Annotated in this window: 15 protein-coding genes; 7 read left to right on the top strand and 8 right to left on the bottom strand. The window is 67.9% G+C overall.

All coding sequences use genetic code 11. The features are described from left to right. Positions 1-161: 161 nt before the first annotated feature. On the top strand, positions 162-683 hold the full coding sequence (locus VI123_RS11465; RefSeq protein WP_336338178.1) for a response regulator transcription factor: 522 nt from the start codon (positions 162-164) through the stop codon (positions 681-683). Positions 684-768: 85 nt separating this feature from the next. Next, the gene (locus VI123_RS11460) at positions 769-2127 is read left to right on the top strand and encodes an NAD(P)/FAD-dependent oxidoreductase (RefSeq protein WP_336338177.1); all 1359 of its coding nucleotides are present in this window, start codon (positions 769-771) and stop codon (positions 2125-2127) included. Positions 2128-2483: 356 nt separating this feature from the next. On the opposite strand, the gene VI123_RS11455 is transcribed toward VI123_RS11460, so the two are convergent. From VI123_RS11455 to VI123_RS11445, 3 genes are all read right to left on the bottom strand, one after another. After that, complete coding sequence (locus VI123_RS11455) at positions 2484-4133, bottom strand: PAS domain S-box protein (RefSeq protein ID WP_336338176.1); 1650 nt, start codon at positions 4131-4133, stop codon at positions 2484-2486. Between the two features lie 255 nt (positions 4134-4388). After that, positions 4389-5243, bottom strand: a complete 855-nt coding sequence (locus VI123_RS11450; protein ID WP_336338175.1) for a CPBP family intramembrane glutamic endopeptidase — start codon at positions 5241-5243, stop codon at positions 4389-4391. Between the two features lie 52 nt (positions 5244-5295). After that, positions 5296-5844, bottom strand: a complete 549-nt coding sequence (locus VI123_RS11445) for a DUF1684 domain-containing protein (RefSeq protein ID WP_336338174.1) — start codon at positions 5842-5844, stop codon at positions 5296-5298. A gap of 127 nt (positions 5845-5971) precedes the next feature. Between VI123_RS11445 and VI123_RS11440 the strand changes: the two genes are divergently transcribed. Beyond that, on the top strand, positions 5972-6622 hold the full coding sequence (locus VI123_RS11440; protein WP_336338173.1) for a DnaJ domain-containing protein: 651 nt from the start codon (positions 5972-5974) through the stop codon (positions 6620-6622). A gap of 30 nt (positions 6623-6652) precedes the next feature. On the opposite strand, the gene VI123_RS11435 is transcribed toward VI123_RS11440, so the two are convergent. Together VI123_RS11435 and VI123_RS11430 are read right to left on the bottom strand one after the other, a co-directional pair. Continuing rightward, the gene (locus tag VI123_RS11435) at positions 6653-7507 is read right to left on the bottom strand and encodes a UbiA family prenyltransferase (RefSeq protein WP_336338172.1); all 855 of its coding nucleotides are present in this window, start codon (positions 7505-7507) and stop codon (positions 6653-6655) included. A gap of 52 nt (positions 7508-7559) precedes the next feature. Then, a complete protein-coding gene (locus tag VI123_RS11430) occupies positions 7560-7931 on the bottom strand; it encodes a hypothetical protein (RefSeq protein WP_336338171.1) in 372 nt (123 codons plus the stop codon). 133 nt (positions 7932-8064) lie between these two features. On the opposite strand from VI123_RS11430, the gene VI123_RS11425 reads away from it, so the two are divergent. Together VI123_RS11425 and VI123_RS11420 are read left to right on the top strand one after the other, a co-directional pair. Next, entirely contained in the window at positions 8065-8460 is a 396-nt protein-coding gene (locus VI123_RS11425) for an OsmC family protein (protein ID WP_336338170.1), read from the top strand. 131 nt (positions 8461-8591) lie between these two features. Continuing rightward, positions 8592-9038, top strand: coding sequence for a DUF5799 family protein (locus VI123_RS11420; RefSeq protein ID WP_336338169.1), 447 nt, complete (start codon positions 8592-8594; stop codon positions 9036-9038). On the opposite strand, the gene VI123_RS11415 is transcribed toward VI123_RS11420, so the two are convergent. Further along, a complete protein-coding gene (locus VI123_RS11415; protein ID WP_008309953.1) occupies positions 9035-9184 on the bottom strand; it encodes a DUF7557 family protein in 150 nt (49 codons plus the stop codon). The two genes, VI123_RS11420 and VI123_RS11415, sit on opposite strands and share 4 nt — an antisense overlap. A gap of 119 nt (positions 9185-9303) precedes the next feature. On the opposite strand from VI123_RS11415, the gene VI123_RS11410 reads away from it, so the two are divergent. Further along, positions 9304-10086, top strand: coding sequence for a class I fructose-bisphosphate aldolase (locus VI123_RS11410; protein ID WP_053968421.1), 783 nt, complete (start codon positions 9304-9306; stop codon positions 10084-10086). A 3-nt stretch (positions 10087-10089) separates the two neighbouring features. After that, on the top strand, positions 10090-11217 hold the full coding sequence (locus VI123_RS11405; RefSeq protein WP_336338168.1) for a hypothetical protein: 1128 nt from the start codon (positions 10090-10092) through the stop codon (positions 11215-11217). Positions 11218-11256: 39 nt separating this feature from the next. Here the strand turns inward: VI123_RS11405 and pfkB are convergent, their stop codons facing one another. Together pfkB and glpR are read right to left on the bottom strand one after the other, a co-directional pair. Continuing rightward, entirely contained in the window at positions 11257-12165 is a 909-nt protein-coding gene (gene pfkB, locus VI123_RS11400; protein WP_336338167.1) for a 1-phosphofructokinase, read from the bottom strand. Further along, positions 12162-12923 (bottom strand): HTH-type transcriptional regulator GlpR, encoded by a 762-nt coding sequence (glpR, locus tag VI123_RS11395; protein WP_336338166.1) that lies wholly within the window; start codon positions 12921-12923, stop codon positions 12162-12164. The genes pfkB and glpR overlap by 4 nt, the downstream gene beginning before the upstream one ends. Positions 12924-12947 lie beyond the last annotated feature (24 nt).

The following is a 12947-nucleotide window of genomic DNA, read 5'->3' as shown; positions in this document are numbered from 1 at the left end:
AAACAGTGCCGACAGTCCGCCGGCCGTAGGTAGGGACACTTATTGGTTACCTCACACGTAGGGAACGGATGATTTGGCAGCCTGAATTTGTAAAATTTGTAGTAATAGTGCGCCGATATCTTAGCATATTTGTAGGATGACCTTCGTATGGTTTCGAAGGCATGGGGAGACCGACGAGCGTTGCGGTAATCGACGACGACGAGGACTACAGACAGCTCTACAAGCTCTGGCTTCCGGAGGCGTACGAGGTCACAGAGGCGAGTGACGGGCGCACTGGGTTGCGGCGTATCGACGATTCCGTCGACGTCGTGCTGCTCGACCGGCAGATGCCGGAACTGAGCGGCGAGACGGTCGCCTCGAAGCTCCGGCAGCGGCCCGCCGCGCCCGCGGTCGTGATGATAAGCGGCGTGGAACCGGACGTTGACATTCTGGAGATTCCGGTCGATTCGTACCTTCGAAAACCCACCGACCGGGACACCCTGCTGTCGGTGCTCTCGACAGTTCGCACCCGGCGCGAGTACGGGACGGAGCGGCGGAAACTACTGGGACTCGCCGACCGACGGGCCACCGTCGCCGACGCGGTTCGGGCGACGGCGCTGGCGGAGAGCGACGCGTACCAGCGGGCCGTCGAGCGACTGGAGCGACACGACGTGGGACTCGCCGACGCGGCGTCGGAAGGGTGACGCCAGTTGGGTCACGCGAGGGCGTCAGACCGCGGATTCGACCCAAGACAATAGGTTTTAGCGGGCGCGGGACACCGTAGCGGGTATGGAACACGTAGACGTCGCCATTGTGGGCGGCGGTCCGGCCGGCTCGTCGGCGGCCGAGGCTGCAGCCGACCACGGGGCCGACGCCGTCCTCCTCGAAAAGGGGGTCCCCAGGGCCGACCGCGAGGGGACGGGACCGGACTCGACGGACGCCGCCGGGCTACTCGACTACTGGTTCGACATCATGGACATTCCGCGGTCGGAGTTCCCCGAAGACGTGGTGTTGAGCGAACTCGACGGGGCGAAGTTCTACGGCCCATCGACCGAGATGACGCTCACCGAGACCGGCATCGACGCGACCACCGACGGCTTCGGCGTCACGTTCCACCGGGCGCGGTTCGACGACTGGCTGCGCGAGCGGGCGACGGCGGCAGGCGCGGACTACCGCGTCGGCGTCAGCGTCACCGGCGTCGAGACCGACCTGCGGAGTTCGCCGCGACACACCGTCCGGCTGGCCAACGGCGAGGACATCGCCGCCGAGTACGTGATTCTCGCCGACGGCCCCCAGCGGACCGTCACCGGCGGGGCGCTCGACCAGTTCCTCCCGGACGACCGGACGATGGCCGACATCATGCCCTCGAACGAGGTCAACCACATCGCCTACCAGGAACATCGCCGGATGCCCGAGGAGCTGTTCACGCCGGAGTTCATCGAGTTCTGGTGGGGCATCATGCCCGGCCACACGGCCTATCCGTGGATTTTCCCGAACGACCCGCCGGTCGCTCGCATCGGCCTGACGATGCCCATCGGGCTGGACATCGACGACTACGACCGCAGCGAGTGGGCCCTGCTCAGGGAAGACGACAACAGCATCCCGCAGGGCCGCCAGTACATCGAGCGCCTGCTCGAACGGGAGTTCCAGGCCTACGACCTCGACGACTTCCCGCTCGCGGAGGACCGCGGGAAAGCCCGCGGCACGGAGACGTATCCCATCTCCTCGACCCGGCCGATAGAGTCCCCCGTCGGCGCGGGCATCGCCGTCACCGGCGGCGCGATGGGCGCGACCTCCGCCTTCCACGAGGGCGGCGACCACGTCGCCGTTCGCACCGGCAAAATCGCTGGCCGCCTCGCCGCGACCGGCAGCCTCGAACGGTACAACGACGCCTGGCACCGGGCCATCGGCGACGAAATCCTCCGGAACGTCACCTTCGCGGACATGGTCCGAGACTGGCGGCCCGCCGACTGGGACCGGGCCTTTACCACCGCCAACGACCTGATGGACGCCCGCGGCATCAAGGCCGACGCCGCGCTCAGGGGCGGCCTCCACGGGCTGGAGCTGGTCGTCCGCTACAAGTGGGGGAAGTTCGGCTATCGGAACGGCAAATACGTCCAGGTGCGCGAGGACGACTACGCCGTCTGAGCGTCAGCCTTAGGTGTGCCACCGGCGAACTACGCCTGCGTGCCTTCAATCCCCGGCTGAGACCCGTCACCGGGACGATGACGACCCGGAGAACCCGGGCACGCGACATAACCGCGGGTCACACCGCACCCGGTCGCCGTATCCGGCGACCCGCCAGACGGTCGAAACCGACTGGCCGTTCGGTGATTACGACTCAATCACCCGCCCGGCACGAGGGTTTGCCGGCTGACGTGGCACACCGCCGAGGATGATGCCGGACGTTAGTGTTCCGGGCGACAGTCACCACCTGCCGGAGCCACGGGCCCACACCGGTGCCACGGTCGTTCTCACGCTGGTCGCTCCCGTCGGCTCGAACGTCACTCCTCTGCAGGCCACTGAATCCGGCTGTCGCGTCGGTCGAGTTCGTGTTTCAGCCACCCCGTGAGCAGTTCGACGAACGATTTCTCCGCCGGTCTGAACTGGTCGGGACGGGGGTCACGGGCGACGAAACAGACCGTCCCGAACGGGTCGCCGTCGATTTCGATATCCGCGCCGACGTAACAGCCGAGGCCGAACCGCCGGTACGCGGGGTCGTCGGTCAGGTCCTGACGCTCGGCGTCGTACACCGAGACCGTGCCGTCGGGGTCGGCCGTCTGCCGGCGGCACGTCTCGGAGAGTGGTATCGTATCGCCCGGGGCGACGAGCGGCGGGTCGCCGGCGACGGCGAGTATCTCGTGTGTGTCTGCCTCGCGGTCGTAGGCGACGAGGTAGCCCTGGTCGAGACCCAGATACTCGACGCCGAGTTCCAGCGCGTCGACCAACCGCTGCTCGAACCGCCGGTCCGTGTCGTTCGTGACCTCGTAGAGTGCCTCGCGGTAGCGTTCGGCCCGCGCCTGGAGGCGCTCCCGCTCTATCCGGTCCGTGATGTCCTTGGTCACTTTTGCGAAGCCGCGGAGTTCGCCGTCCTCCCGGAGCGCCGTGACGGTCACGTCGGCCCAGAAGGTGCTGCCGTCCTTCCGGACCCGCAGTCCCCGGTCGGTGGCCTGACCGTGCTCTCGTGCCGCCCGTAACAGTCTGTCCGGGATGCCCTCGGCCACCTGCCGCTCCGTGTAGAACGTCGAGCAGTGTTCGCCGAGAATCTCGGCCTCCGCGTACTGCGTAATCTGTTCCGCGCCGGCGTTCCACGACCGGACGCGGCCGTCGGGGTCGAGGAGGAACATCGCGTAGTTCTCGACCGCGTCGACGAACAGTCGGAACCGCTCGCGCTCGTGTCGCAGTTGCCGGCCGAGTTCCTCCCGCTCGGTCCGGTCACGCACCACACAGACCGCGCCGTCGTTCCCGATGCTCGCGACGGTGTGTTCGCCGACGAACTGCGTCCCATCGGCGCGTTCGAGACGGGTCTCGCCCGTCCACGTCCCGTTCTCCTCGACGGCCGGGAGAATCTCGTTCTCGACCGTTTCGAGGCTCTCCGCCGAGTGAACCGTCTTCCAGTGTTCGCCCAGGAGGGCATCGCGCTCGTAGCCGAACGTCTCGGCGTAGGCGTCGTTCAGGTAGGTGAACCGGCCCTCGTGATCCAGTGTGGCGATGCCGTCCCAGGCCTCGTTCATCGCCCGGTGGTCCCGCATGACCTGTAGTTCGTCCCTGCGGGCTTCGACGGCGTTTTGGACCCTGTTTGCCAGCACGGTGTACTGTGAGGTCCCCGACTCCTTCTGGATGTAATCCGTGACGCCCGCGGAAATCGCCTCGGCCGCTATCTCCTCGCTGCCCTTCCCGGTGTAGAGGATGAACGGGAACTTCGGCGCGTCCGCGCGTATCCGTTCGAGGAGTTCCAGCCCGTTCATGCCGGGCATGTCGTAGTCGCTGACGATGCAATCGTACGTGTCTTGCGGGCGGTCCGCGACGACATCGTCGGCCCGCATCGCGGTGTCGACGCTGGCGCAGTCCATGGCCCGTTCGAGATACTCCGCAGTCAGTTCGGCGAGACCCGGTTCGTCGTCGATGTGGAGCACACGGACTCGACCAGCCATCTGTCTGCGTATTGTGCAAAAAGACTAATAAGACATTTGTCACTCGATCTGAACGTGGCTCAGTCGAGCCCGTCCGTCAGCGACGGACCGTCCACGATATCGGCGGCGACGCTCCCGAAAAACGACCGTAGAGACAGTGAAACGGAATTATCGTTATCGACTCGCCGGAAAGTCGTCGCCGTCCCTGCTGTTGCATGTCTGATGACTGATCACCTAGATTACAAATGGGCGTTGCGGACGTCCCGAGCGGGCACATCAGAACAGGCCAGGGGTGCCAGCGGCCTCGGAGAGTTCGCCGCTGTACCGCACGGTGACGTACAGGCCGGTAAACAGCGTCGCGTTGTACGCGCCGTGGATGAGCGACGGAACGACGATGTTGTCCGTGTACTCGTAGGTCGCACCGAGGATGAGGGCCGGGATGAGCAGAGCGCTTATCGAGACGAGTTTGCCCGTGACCGAACCGCCGCTGAGAGCGGGGTAGTGGATGCCGGCGAAGATGACGCTCGCGATAGCGACGCCGACGACCGGGCCGAACCGGTCCCGGATGCGGCCCTGGACGACGCCGCGGAACAGCAGTTCCTCGCCGGGGCCGATGAGGAGAAACGAGGCGGGAATCAGCAACAGGAGGACCTCGGGGTTCTCCATCCCTATCTCCGCCGCCTGGTTCGCCGCCGGTTCGATTCCGAACAGGGAGACGAGCGTCGTGATGATGACGGCGACCACCACGAGCGCGCCCATCGCACCGGCGTAGCCCAGCACGACGATACCGACTTCGCGGAGACTCGGGACGGCGATACCGATAGTGAACTCGTCGTCGTCCGCGGAGTAGGAGAAGAGCTCCCGAATTTTCGCCCGGACGACCGGTCTGAGCTTGATGTAGGTGTACGCGATGACCGGACAGCCGATTCCCTGGACCGTTATCAGCCCGAGTACGAGCGTCTGGACCGTCGTTATCTGGATTCCGGCCCCGAACGACAGGGCGGCGGCGACGGCGAGCAGCAGTATCGAGCCGAAGCCGAGCCCTATCACCCCCAACAGGAGCGCCGAGAAGAGGGTAAACCCGTACTGGAAGGCCTGGAGGACCGGACGGTCGCGGGTCGCCGTTGCCATATCACGTCTTGGTCGTGGTACTGTGTAAACAGTTTGGTGTCGTGCCCGCCGCTCAGTCGGTCCGTTCCCCGGCGGTCACCGCGGTTTCGAGCCAGTTCGACTCCGGCGGCAGCGGGCAGGAGAAGGTGTCGCTGTAGGCACAGAACGGCGAGTACGCGAGGTTGAAATCCAGCGTAATCTCGTCGCCGTCGGCCAGGTCGCGGTCGGGTTCCAGTTCCATGTACCGGCCGCCGTCGTAGCTCTGTTGCCCGGTCGTCTTGTCGCGGAAGGGGACAAACAGCGTCCGGGACTCGTCGGCTGCCTGCCGGAACGCGTGGAGTTCGCGGGCCTCGCCGTCGAGGTCGAACGACAGCGTCGCGACGTGGAGGTAGCGCACCGTCCGGTCGTCGCTCGTCTCCAGGTCGACCGAGTCCGGCGTCTCGTGGACGGTGACCGTCGCCTCGACGCGGTACTCGGGGTCCGGGTCGAAGTAGCTGAGTCCGTCGAAGTCGTCGCGCTCCTCCGGCGGAATCGGCGACTGCCGGTGGTCCGCGAAGAAGCGGTCTTTCTCCGCCCGGTTGGCTTCCAACTGTCTCGCCCAGTCCTCGGTGTCTTCGTCCATACGGGGACAGAGGCGGTCACGCAGTTTCAGTCCGGCGACTCGGTGAGAGGCGAGCGATATCGGGGGGTGAGGGAGTGAATAGTTTATTATAGGTCTGGTTCGACTGGCGAACCACACAGGGGTGTGTATGGAAGCGACGTTCTACGGCATTCTCGGGGTGGACCCGGATGCCACCGAAGAGACGATAGTCCGCGCCTACCGGGAGCAGACGAAGGCCCACCACCCGGACGTGAGCGACGACCCGGACGCGAGAGAGCGGTTCAAGCGCCTCACGCGAGCGAAGGAGGTGCTCACGGACGAGGCCGAGCGGGAGCGGTACCACCGACTCGGCCACGCCGCGTACGTCGGCGAGTACGGGAGCGGCGCGGACGGAGGCACAGTCACGGGCAGCGCCAGCGACGTCGCCCGGCAGTACGTCGACCGGGGGACCGACGCCGATACCGCGAGCGGGGCGGTGGACGCGGCACGGCGCTCACAGACCCGCGGCGGACGCACGGGCTACGGGACCGCCGCGGAGTACTACAGGCCCGGGAAGCGGGTCCGGCCGGCGCAGTCCTCGGGAGTCGGGACGCTGCTGGAGTCGGTGCGTCGCGTCGGGCCGTGGCTGTTCGTCCACCTGGCCCTGCTGGGCTGTGCGCTCACCGCAGCCGTCGTGCTCGCGGTCGGTGGTCTCGCGGGGGACCTCTCGCCGGTCGTCGCCGGCGTCATGGCCGCCTCGATGGTGGCGATATCGTTCGTCGTCTCGGCGACCCACGTGCTCACGTCCGTGTCGGGCTGACCGACGCAACGCGAGCGCCGGACCGAGGGCTCAGGCCAGCGGCCGGAACCACACCGCGGTGACGAGGACGGCCAGGAGGAGGTACGACCCGCGAATCAGCAACATCGTCGCGGTCTCGGGGTCGCGCCGCTGGGCGACGGCCGCGACCGCTCCGAACACGAGCGCGGCGGCGGCCGCGCTCGGCGGGATGCCCGGCAGCGCCACGGCCAGTCCCACGACGCCGAGCAGGCCCGCCCCGAACAGTCCGAGCGCGAACCGCCTGGCGCGCTGTCGGCCCAGCACGACGGCGACGGTCCGCTTCCGTATCGACCGGTCGTAGTCGTAGTCCTGCTCGTCGTCGATGATTTTGATGCCCGTCAGCAGGAGGAGGAACACGGCCGCGAGGCCGACGGCCCGCGGCGTCAGCGTCGTCACCTGGGCGTAGTAGCCCCCCAGCAGCGCCAGCGCGATACCCGCCGGGTAGCCCATCGTCGCGCCGACGGGGTTCATGTCGAGTTGCGGCGCGTGCGTGTAGCCGATGACCCAGGTCGGAACCGTCAGCAGCGCCGCGCCGGGACCGGCAAACAGCGCCAGCCCGGCCACACAGAGTGCGAAGCCGACGGCGGCGGCGACCAGCGCCGCGCGGCAGCCAGTGGGAGTGAGGGGGTGGTCGTCGTCCTCGCCGCGGACGTGGAAGTCGACGTAGCCGTCCTTGACGTGGGCCGTGTAGACGGCGAAGAACATCGCGCCCGCGTGGAGCGCGGCGACCGGGGGCCAGAAGCCTCCCGAGAGCAAGCCGCCGAACAGCGAGGTCGCGAGCGGCGGCAGCATGAACACCGGGTGCACCTGCGACGCCAGAGCACTCGCGGCCGCGAGCGGCCCCGTCTCGTGTCGGGCGAGTGCCATACGCACCCAAGGTACGGCTGTGTGAAAAAGCCCCAGCCGCGTTGTTTCGGTACTACCGCCAGTTCGACCGGTCCAGCACGAACCCGGAGATGTGCGAGGCCAGTTCCCGCGCGGCCGCCTCCGTATGCGCGTGGAGTTCGCCGGACACCGGCCCGGCCTCGCCGCCGACGCCCTCCGTCTCGGATATCGGGTCCGTCGCGGTCGGGTACGGCCGCCGGGAGCGGACCCGGTCCCGGAGCGCCTGGACGGTGGCGTCCGAGAGCTCGTAGGACAGGTGCTGGAGGTCGTACCGGACGATGAACCCACGGGTGGCGTCCCGGACGGCGAGGACCGGTTGCCCGCGGTCCCGGCAGCGCTCCCAGATTTCGCGCTGCTGGTCCCGCGTGGCGTACACCGGCACGTTCGACGGTGCGAGGTGTTCCATCACCCACACGTACGGGCCGGAGGGGTATTACGTTTCGGCAGTGTCGCCGCCGGCGGGGTGGCCGGTCCGTGCCCGCAGCAGGACGTGCCACGCAGGAAACGTTTAGGGGGAGGGATGTGACCGTCGGAATGCTATGGCAGACATCGAAGTCGAGAGCACCTGCGAGGAAGGGTACACGGTAGAGAGTGTCATCAACGGCGAGTGGGAGCTCGTCGTCGACGCGCTGAGCGAGAACGGCCCGTCGCCGAACGAGGTGCTGGCGGCCGACTACGCCTCCTGTTACATCCCGGCGCTACGCGTCGCCGCCGACAAGTACGGTCACGGAGACATCGGGACCGTCGACGTCGAGGTCGCCGCGGAACTCGACGAGGACGACGACCTGGAGTCCATCGACTTCCACGTCGAGGTCGAGGCGTCACTGGCCGACGAGGAACAGGACATCGTCGAACTCGCGGAGGATATCTGTCACGTCCACTCGGCGCTACGGGAGGACCTGCACGCCGATATCTCCATCGAGTCTGGCGTCTGAGCGGCGACGTCGTTTTCCGGCGCTCGTGGCTCGACAGTGACCGCTCCGGACGCGGCGGGCGGCCGCTGCGGAACTGCCGGCAACGCACCGAGCGGGAAACGCTCATACCGCCGGCCCGCAAACACCTGTCTATGAGTGACTCAGACTGGACCGACCGCATCGCCGGCGAACGGATGGCGGTCGACCAACGGTTCAACGAGCAGGTCAAAGCGTCGTCGTTCTCCAGCCAGCAGTGGGGGCTGGTGATGACTGCCGTCGAGTTCGAAATCGAGAACCCGGGCGACCCTGACGCCGCACGTATCGTCGCCGACACGTCGAAACTCTCCAGCGTCATGCCGGAGATGGAACGGGTGGCGAACCAGGGGCCGATGGGCGGCCCCGGCGGCGACCAGGGCGGCTCCGGGGGCGGCCTCCTCTCGGGCGTCAAGGACGCGCTCGGCCTGGGCGGGTCCGGCGGCGGGACCAAGGAACAGGAGGAGGAGGCGGCACAGCTCGCACAGGCGTACGCGGAGAAGCTACAGGAGAAACTGGAGTCGAACGGGCGCTGGCAGTCCGTCTGTGAGCAGGCCCAGGGTTAGTACTCGTCGCCGCCGTGGAACAGCGTCAGCTCCTCGGCCTCGTAGATGTTGATGAGCTCCGTCACGATGTCGTCGTACGATTCGTCCTCGACGCGCAGGTCGTCGAGGCGGTCCACCGTCTCGGCGTCTAGCTCCACGGATGGCATGTCCCGACTTATCAGTGGAACGTACTTAATTCCCGGCCTCGGTCAAAAACAAACGCGAACAGTAGTAACAAATCAGAACCGAAAACTGTTAATGGTCGTTCTCGGTAGAAAGAGAACACATGCGACCACTGGGTGACTCACCGCTCGTACGGAACGACAAGACGCTCGTGCTGGCACACGACCACGGGCTGGAACACGGTCCCAAGCAGTTCAGCGGCGTCGAGGAGCGCCTCGACCCCCGCGAGGTGTTCGAGATGGCGACCCACGACGCCGTGACGGCCCTGGCCGTCGGCAAGGGCCTCGCCGAGACGTACTACCCGAGCTACGAGGACGACGTGAACCTGCTGGCGAAGCTCAACGGCGGCTCGGACCTCTGGATGGGCGACCCGTACTCGCCCCAGAACTGGTCAGTCGACTACGCGGCCGAGCTCGGTGCCGACGCCATCGGCTACACCATCTACCCCGGCGTCAACCGCGAGACCGACATGTTCGAGGACTTCCGGCCGGTCCAGGAGAACGCCCGCGACCACGACCTCCCCATCGCCATGTGGTCGTACCCGCGCGGCCAGGCCATCAAGGAGCACCGCAGTCCCTCCACCATCGCCTACGCGGCCCGAATCGGCCTCGAACTCGGCGCTGACTTCACGAAGGTCAAGTACCCACGCGACAAGGAGGCGATGGCCCACGCCGTCCGCTCGGCCGCCGACAACCGCGTCCTGCTCTCGGGCGGGTCGAAAACCTCCGACCGTGACTTCCTCGAACTCGTCGAAGACTGCATGGACGTCGGCGTCGCCGGCCTCGCCGTCGGCCGCAACGTCTGGCAGCGCGACGACCCCTACGACATCCTCGACAAGCTCGAAGGCGTCATCTTCGAGGACGCGACCGCCGACGACGTCCTGTAGGCCATGGACGAGGAGACGCGCCGAGCCGTCGCCGCAGCGGACGAGGCGTTGCCCGACAGCGACGCGCTGCCCGACGCTCTCGACACCGGCCGAGTCGTCTTCGGTTTCGACGGCTACCTCGACCGCGTCCGGGAGGTCGTCGCCGACCGCATCGACCCTGAGAGCCACGAGCGACTCGCCACGCTGGAGGGCTTCGGCGACCGCATCGAGCGCTCCGTGGCCGCCGACAGCTCGCTGTCCTTCGAGTGGCTCCAGCAGGGCAACCGGACCGGGGGCCACACCAGCCACCTCGCGCGGGCCTTCGGCGGCTGGTCGTTCGACCCGGTGATGGTCGGGATGTACGGCGACCCGGTCCACGACGCCTTCGAGTCCGAGTTCGGCGGCTACGAACTCCACTCGCTGGGCGAGCCCGGCGTCACCGACGCCGTCGAGTTCGACGACGGGAAGCTCATGCTCACCGAAATCGGCGACACGATGACGCTGGACTGGGCCGAACTCGACGCGGCCTTCGGCCACGACCGGCTGGCCGAGACACTCGACGGCGCGAGCCTGTTAGGGACCGGCTACTGGTCGGAGACCCCGGACCTGCCGACGGTCTTCGACGGCCTCCGGTCCATCTGGGGCGACATCGACGACCCGCCGGAGACTGTCCTGGTCGACCCCGGCGACGTGCGGAAGCTCGACGCCGACCGCCTGCGCGCCGGCCGGGAGGCCCTCGGTCGACTGGACGAGGTGACAGACGTGGTGGTCACCTCGAACCGCGCCGAGACAGGCGTGCTCGCGGACGCCTACGCGGGGGAAGGGGAACGCTCGTTCGCCGAGGACGCCGAAGCGGTGTTCGAGGCGCTCGCGCCGACCTGGTTCGTCGGGCACGGCGTCGAACGCTCCGTCGTCGTCTCGCCGGCGGGTACCGACAGCGTGGCCGTCCCAGCCGTCTCGGACCCGGAACTGACGACCAGTTCCGGCGACCACTTCAACGCCGGGCTCGGTCTCGCCCGCATCGCCGGCCTCCCCCCGGCCGCCGCGGTCGTCGTCGGCAACGCCGTCGCCGGCTACTTCGTCCGGACCGCCGACCAGCCGTCGCTGGCCGACGTGCGCGCGTTCGTCGACGACTACCTCGAGAAGTTCTGACGCCCCGTTCGGGGTTCTATTGCTGTGAGAAGCCGCGTCCTACAGCCGCCGCACCGTCACGCCGTCCCGGAGCGTTTCGATGTCGTCCAGGTCGGGGACGGCCGTGCCGGCCCGCTGGACGACCTGTGCGGAGACGGCGACGCCGGTCCGGAGCGCCGTCTCGTCGTCCGCGCCGGCCTCCCAGGCGCTCAGGACGCCCGAGAGGAGCGCGTCGCCGGCCCCGACGGTGTCGACGACGTCGACGTCGAGCGCTTCGGCGTACAGCCGGCCCGCGTCGCCGACGAGGACCGCGCCGTCCGGGCCGAGGGAGGCCAGCACGCGGTCGAAGCCTCGCTCCCGGAACGCGTCGGCCGCGTCCGCACACCCCTCGACGGTGGAGACGTCGGCCCCGGTCGCGTCGCCGAGTTCGGCGCGGTTCGGCTTGCAGAGCCCGTACTGCGCGTCGAGGTCCCGGAGCACGTCGCCGCCGGTGTCGACGACAGTCTCCCAGTCGCCGCCGGCCGCGATGCGGTCGATGGCCTCGGGGGACAGCCCCGGCGGTAGGCTCCCACCGACGAGCACGCGGTCGGGGTCCTGTGCCGCGACGCGATCAAGCAGGTCGTCGACGACCGACGCCTCGACGGTCGGTCCGGTCTGGTTCAGTTTGTACTCCTCCGCGGCCGCGATAGCGGTGGTGTTGAGCCGGGTCGTCCCGTCCACGTCGACGAAGGCCGTCCCGACGCCGTCTTCCTGTAGCGTCTCTCTGATGAACGTGCCGGTGAACCCGCCCAGCAGCCCCGTCGCGACGCAGGGCCGGTCCATCGCGGTGAGCAGTTGCGCGGCGTTGATTCCCTTCCCGCCCGCGTCGAACTGCGCGCTGTCGGCCCGCATGACGCGGTCGGGGGCCATCTGTTCCTCGAACTGGACGGTCTGGTCGACCGCGGGGTTGTAGGTGACGGTGACAATCATGTGCTGACCTCCTCGACGGGCACGTCGGCGTCCGCGAGGGCTGTGGCGAGTGCCCCCGACGGGCTGGCGTCGGTGACGAGCAAATCGACCTGGTCCAGGTCGGCGAAACTGACGAAGCTCCGGTCGCCGAACTTCGACGCGTCGGCGACCAGCACGACCCGGCGAGCGCGTTCGACCATCAGTTCCTTGACGGCCGCCTCGTCCTCGTTGGGCGTCGACAGCCCGGCGGCGCTGTCGAGAGCGTTGGTCCCCAGGAACAGCAGGTCGAAGTTCATCCGCTCTATGGCACGCTCGGCCGTCGGGCCGACGAGCGCGCGGGTTCGGGGCCGCAGGCTCCCCCCGGTGAGTTTGGCGTCGACCTCGTGCTCGGCGAGCTCCGTGGCGAGGTCGGGCATGTTCGTCGCCGCCACGTAGTCGGTGTCCGGAACCGCGCGAGCCACTTCCATCGTCGTCGACCCCGCGTCGAAACAGACCACCTGGCCCTCGCGGACCTCCTGGGCGGCCCGCTCCGCAATCGCTTGCTTCTCGGCGTAGTGTTCGACCTCGCGCTGGCCGTACGGGCGCTCGGTCCCGACCGACGAGGCCGGCACCGCGCCGCCGTGTGACCGCTCTATCCGGCCTTCCGACTCCAGGTCCCGGAGGTCCCGACGGATGGTCGCCTTCGAGAACTCCAGTTCCGCGGCCAGCTCAGACACTGAACAGCCGTCTCGCTCTGTCACCAACTGGACGATAGTGCGCTTTCGCTCGGCCGGGAGCATTCTCTCGACCGTGATTGTTTCGCT

The organism is Haloarcula sp. DT43 (genome assembly GCF_037078405.1).
Taxonomy (GTDB): Archaea; Halobacteriota; Halobacteria; order Halobacteriales; family Haloarculaceae; genus Haloarcula; species Haloarcula brevis.
Note: the sequence above shows the minus strand (reverse complement) of the source record. Positions and strands in the feature narration are given on the sequence as shown.